The organism is Oerskovia sp. NPDC060287, assembly GCF_042726775.1.
Taxonomy (GTDB): Bacteria; Actinomycetota; Actinomycetes; order Actinomycetales; family Cellulomonadaceae; genus Oerskovia; species Oerskovia merdavium.
The window spans coordinates 1-4495 of sequence record NZ_JBHXBO010000290.1 but is presented as its reverse complement, the minus strand read 5'-3'; the positions used below and the strand labels follow the sequence as shown (position 1 = coordinate 4495).

The window sequence follows — 4495 nt, the reverse complement described above, 5'->3', positions numbered from 1 at the left end:
GGTCTTAGGCAGGCAGGTGCGGCGCCGGTCAGGCGCTCCGCTCGCGGGGCGCCCGCTTGATCGCCGTTCGCGGGATCAGCGTCGGGTTCACGTTGTCGAGCACGGCCTCGCGCGTGATGACCACGCGTTCGACGTCGTCGCGGCTCGGGACGTCGAACATGACCTGCTGGAGGACCTCCTCCATGATCGCGCGCAGCCCGCGGGCACCGGTCCCCCGCAGGAGCGCCTGGTCCGCGATGGCCGCGATCGCGTCGTCCTCGAACTCGAGCTCGACCCCGTCGATCTGGAACATGCGCTGGTACTGCTTGACCAGAGCGTTGCGCGGCTCGGTCAGGATGCGTACCAGGGCGTCGGTGTCGAGCTTGGCGACCGACGTGATGATCGGCAGACGACCGATGAACTCGGGGATGAGCCCGTACTTCTGCAGGTCCTCGGGGCGCACCTCGGCGAAGAGGTCCGCCTCCTCGTGCGTGTCCATGGGGGCACCGAAGCCCACGCCGCGCTTGCGCGAGCGGGTCGCGACGATCTCGTCGAGCCCGGCGAACGCGCCGGCCACGATGAATAGGACGTTCGTCGTGTCGATCTGGATGAACTCCTGGTGCGGGTGCTTGCGCCCACCCTGGGGCGGCACCGACGCCGTGGTGCCCTCGATGATCTTCAGCAGTGCCTGCTGGACGCCCTCTCCCGATACGTCACGGGTGATCGAGGGGTTCTCCGACTTGCGGGCGACCTTGTCGACCTCGTCGATGTAGATGATGCCCGTCTCGGCCTTCTTGACGTCGTAGTCGGCGGCCTGGATGAGCTTGAGGAGGATGTTCTCCACGTCCTCGCCGACGTAGCCGGCCTCGGTGAGCGCCGTGGCGTCCGCGATCGCGAACGGCACGTTGAGCATCTTCGCGAGCGTCTGGGCGAGGTAGGTCTTGCCGGTCCCCGTGGGACCGATCAGCAGGATGTTGGACTTGGCGATCTCCACCTGGGAGTCGTCCGACGGGCGGGCCGTCTCGCCTGCCTGGATCCGCTTGTAGTGGTTGTACACGGCGACGGCCAGCGCTCGCTTGGCGGCGTCCTGGCCGATGATGTACTGCTCGAGGAAGTCGAAGATCTCGCGCGGCTTGGGGAGCTCCACGAGCCCCAGCTCGGCCGCTTCCGACAGCTCTTCCTCGATGATCTCGTTGCAGAGCTCGATGCACTCGTCGCAGATGTACACGCCGGGACCCGCGATGAGCTTCTTGACCTGCTTCTGGGACTTACCGCAGAAGGAACACTTCAGCAGGTCCGCACCATCTCCGATCCGAGCCACTACGAGCCTCCTAGCCTCGGTCTTGCTGCTCCGCCGGTGTCGATGACCCGGTGGTCCGGACGGCACCTGCCGACCTACACCCCATTGCACACCACCGGGGGCCCGTTGTCAGCCGGGCACCCCGGTGGGTCGGGAGGAATTGTCCCGATCAGGGCTTGTTCTGGATGACCGGCTTGCGGCTCTCCAGGACCTGGTCGACCAGGCCGTACTCCAGGGCCTGCTTGGCCGTGAGGATCTTGTCGCGCTCGATGTCCTCGCGGACCTGCTCGACGTCACGACCCGAGTGCATGGCCAGGGTGTCCTCGAGCCACTCGCGCATGCGGATGAGCTCGTTCGCGTGGATCTCGATGTCCGAGGCCTGCGCGTAGCCGCCGCCCTCCATCGCGGGCTGGTGGATCAGCACGCGGGCGTTGGGGAGCGCGAGGCGCTTGCCGGGCTGGCCCGCCGCGAGCAGCACCGCGGCGGCCGAGGCGGCCTGCCCCAGGCACACGGTCTGGATCTGCGGCTTGATGTACTGCATGGTGTCGTACAGCGCCGTCATGGCCGTGAACGAGCCGCCGGGCGAGTTGATGTACAGGATGATGTCGCGGTCCGGGTCCTGGCTCTCCAGGACCAGGAGCTGCGCCATGACGTCGTCGGCCGAGGCGTCGTCGACCTGGACACCCAGGAAGATGATGCGGTCCTCGAAGAGCTTGGTGTAGGGGTCCTGGCGCTTGAAGCCGTAGGCCGTGCGCTCCTCGAACTGCGGGAGCACGTAGCGCGAGGACGGCGCGCCGTGCGGGAGCGCGATGCCGCCGCCTGCGCCGGCGCCCGCGAGGCGCTGAGCGGTCGAGATGTACTGCGATTCCTGGCTGGCTGAGTAGCTCAAGGTGTCTCCTCGGGTGGGGTCGTGGACGTGTGGGCGGATTCTCGGCGAGCTCAGCTGCTCGTCGTGCCGCCGCCACCCGTGACCGACGAAGCGTTCGTCACGACGTGGTCGATGAAGCCGTACTCGAGGGCCTCGGGAGCCGTGAACCAGCTGTCGCGGTCGTTGTCCTTGAGGATCTTCTCGAGGGGCTGGCCGGTCTGCTCGGCCGTCAGCTCGGAGAGGACCTTCTTCATGTGCATGATGAGCTGCGCGTTGATGCGCACGTCGGTCGCCGTGCCGCCGATGCCGCCCGAGGGCTGGTGCATCATGACGCGGGCGTGGGGCGTCGCGTAGCGCTTGCCCTTGGTGCCCGAGGAGAGCAGGAACTGACCCATCGAGGCCGCCATGCCCATCGCGATGGTCGCGACGTCGGGCTGGATGTACTGCATGGTGTCGTAGATCGCCATGCCGGCCGTGATCGACCCGCCGGGCGAGTTGATGTAGAGCCAGATGTCCTTCTCAGGGTCCTCGGCCGCGAGCAGCATCATCTGGGCGCAGATGGCGTTCGCGTTCTCGTCGCGCACCTCCGAGCCCAGCCAGATGATGCGCTCCTTGAGCAGCCGGTTGTAGATGGAGTCGTTCAGGCCGAGTCCCGGCCCCTCGGCTCGTGCCACCGGAAACTGATCGCTCACGTCCATCTCCTTCGTCGTTCCCTCGTCGCTCGCGACGCTCGAACGTCGCGGCTGGTCGGCTCGTCCGTCGTCGACGGAGTCACCGTTGCTGTGACCCTAACGCGGGCAGGGAGCGGAAACCGTCCCGATATCCGGGGTTTTCGCTGTCGGCGCAGGAAGGGCGCCCCCGCTGCCCGACGACGCCGCTCACCGGGCCCCGATCACGCGCCCCGGGTGTCGCTCGGGGCTCCGCCAGGGTTCCGCGGCCAGAACGCCCACGCAGCGTTGAGCACGCAGAGCACGGCGAAGAACCAGCCCCGCGCAGGGCTGTCGAAGTACGTGAACATCGCGACGGAGACCCCACCGATGATGGGGATGGCGAGGATCTGCCACGTGAGGAACCACCACGGCTTGCGGCGACGAGCACCTTCGAGGTCCAGCCCGGCGGCGCCGAGCCTTCTCGCGAGCGGATCGTCCGCCCCGGTCGCGCTGTCCGCCATGGCCGATCGGAGGAACGACCGGGGGTGCTCCACGACAGCACCTGGCAGCTCGTCGAGCCGGACCTGACCGCGCAGGGCCGCCAGCACCTCGGCCGGGAGCGCCAGGATCGCGGCGAGCCGGTCCAGAGGGTCAGCAGGGTCCTTCGTGGCAAGGAGCTGCCGCAAGGCCTCGGCTCGCGCCTCGTCGAGCCCGAGAGCGGAAGCGACCGCGTCGGGGTCGCTCGGCTCGACCATGATCTCGTCGAGCACGACGTCGGCGATCGACTCGTCGTCGCCTTCGCCGTCAGGCCGCGTCGGGTCGAGCGCCACCCACCCGGGCCCGAACTCGTGCCCGACGACGGCCTTGCCCGCCACCACGAGAAACCCGGACCAACCGCCGTTGACCCACAGGTGGAGCACCGGCCCCTTGGTCGGCCAGAACGCGACCCGGGACACGTCCTCGGTGGACTCCAGCCCGGTCACGATCGTGGTCGCGCGGGTCGTTCCGCTCGCGGGGACCGTCGCGAACCGCACCGGGACCCGCGCGGTGTGCGCGAGCATGGCCGACTCGTGCGGTGGGAAGTCGGCCACGACCACGTCCCGGTACTCGAGGCCGACCGACAGCATCCCTGCGCTGTCCGGGAACGGCCCCTCGTCGAACGAGAGGACCGTGCCGACCCGGACGTCGCCGAACGCCGCCTCGAGGGTCCGGTGGAGCCACGGGGTCCCGGAGGTGGCGACCAGCGCCCACCCCGTCTCCGGGTCCGACAGGAGCCAATCCTCGTCGCGGTCGGCGCCGACCGTGGCGCCGGCAGGTGCGCGTCGGACCGCGACGGGCCGAGGGCCGTCCTTCGCGGAGGCCGCCAGGAACTTCGCGACGACCCAGTCGGAGGCCCCGACGTGCCTGCCCTCGATCGTCGCACCGACGATCCCTGCGCCGCGCAGGACGTCCGCGAGCCGCAGACGGGCGACCTCGGCGTCCTCCCCGGACGGGACACGGACCGACGCGAAGCACAGCTCGAGAGACGGTTGACGACGCGGCATGGAGGGCTCCCCCGGAGAGCGACCGCGAACGGCCGAAGGACGATGACGGATCGTGCCTGCCATGACGTTCCTGCGAGGCCTCGATCGCGGCAATCTACCGCCCGGCGGTGACATCCGGAAGGGCCGACCGCCCGTCGGCGCGCCGGTACGACGA

At 69.1% G+C, this 4495-nt stretch carries 4 protein-coding genes; all 4 read right to left on the bottom strand.

All coding sequences use genetic code 11. The features are described 5' to 3' along the window. Positions 1 to 28: 28 nt before the first annotated feature. The 4 genes from clpX to ACFWFR_RS17615 all read right to left on the bottom strand — a co-directional run bounded on the left by clpX (position 29) and on the right by ACFWFR_RS17615 (position 4341). The gene (clpX, locus tag ACFWFR_RS17630; RefSeq protein ID WP_056648595.1) at positions 29 to 1300 is read right to left on the bottom strand and encodes an ATP-dependent Clp protease ATP-binding subunit ClpX; all 1272 of its coding nucleotides are present in this window, start codon (positions 1298 to 1300) and stop codon (positions 29 to 31) included. Between the two features lie 148 nt (positions 1301 to 1448). Continuing rightward, positions 1449 to 2168, bottom strand: coding sequence for an ATP-dependent Clp protease proteolytic subunit (locus ACFWFR_RS17625; RefSeq protein WP_082608699.1), 720 nt, complete (start codon positions 2166 to 2168; stop codon positions 1449 to 1451). A gap of 50 nt (positions 2169 to 2218) precedes the next feature. Beyond that, the gene (locus ACFWFR_RS17620; protein ID WP_056648593.1) at positions 2219 to 2845 is read right to left on the bottom strand and encodes an ATP-dependent Clp protease proteolytic subunit; all 627 of its coding nucleotides are present in this window, start codon (positions 2843 to 2845) and stop codon (positions 2219 to 2221) included. A gap of 194 nt (positions 2846 to 3039) precedes the next feature. Beyond that, complete coding sequence (locus ACFWFR_RS17615; RefSeq protein ID WP_377623899.1) at positions 3040 to 4341, bottom strand: hypothetical protein; 1302 nt, start codon at positions 4339 to 4341, stop codon at positions 3040 to 3042. Positions 4342 to 4495 lie beyond the last annotated feature (154 nt).

Excerpts from the sequence above, each read along its gene's own strand:
- ACFWFR_RS17615 (WP_377623899.1), bottom strand. The coding sequence starts at position 4,341 with ATGCCGCGTCGTCAACCGTCTCTCGAGCTGTGCTTCGCGTCGGTCCGT.
- ACFWFR_RS17620 (WP_056648593.1), bottom strand. The coding sequence starts at position 2,845 with ATGGACGTGAGCGATCAGTTTCCGGTGGCACGAGCCGAGGGGCCGGGA.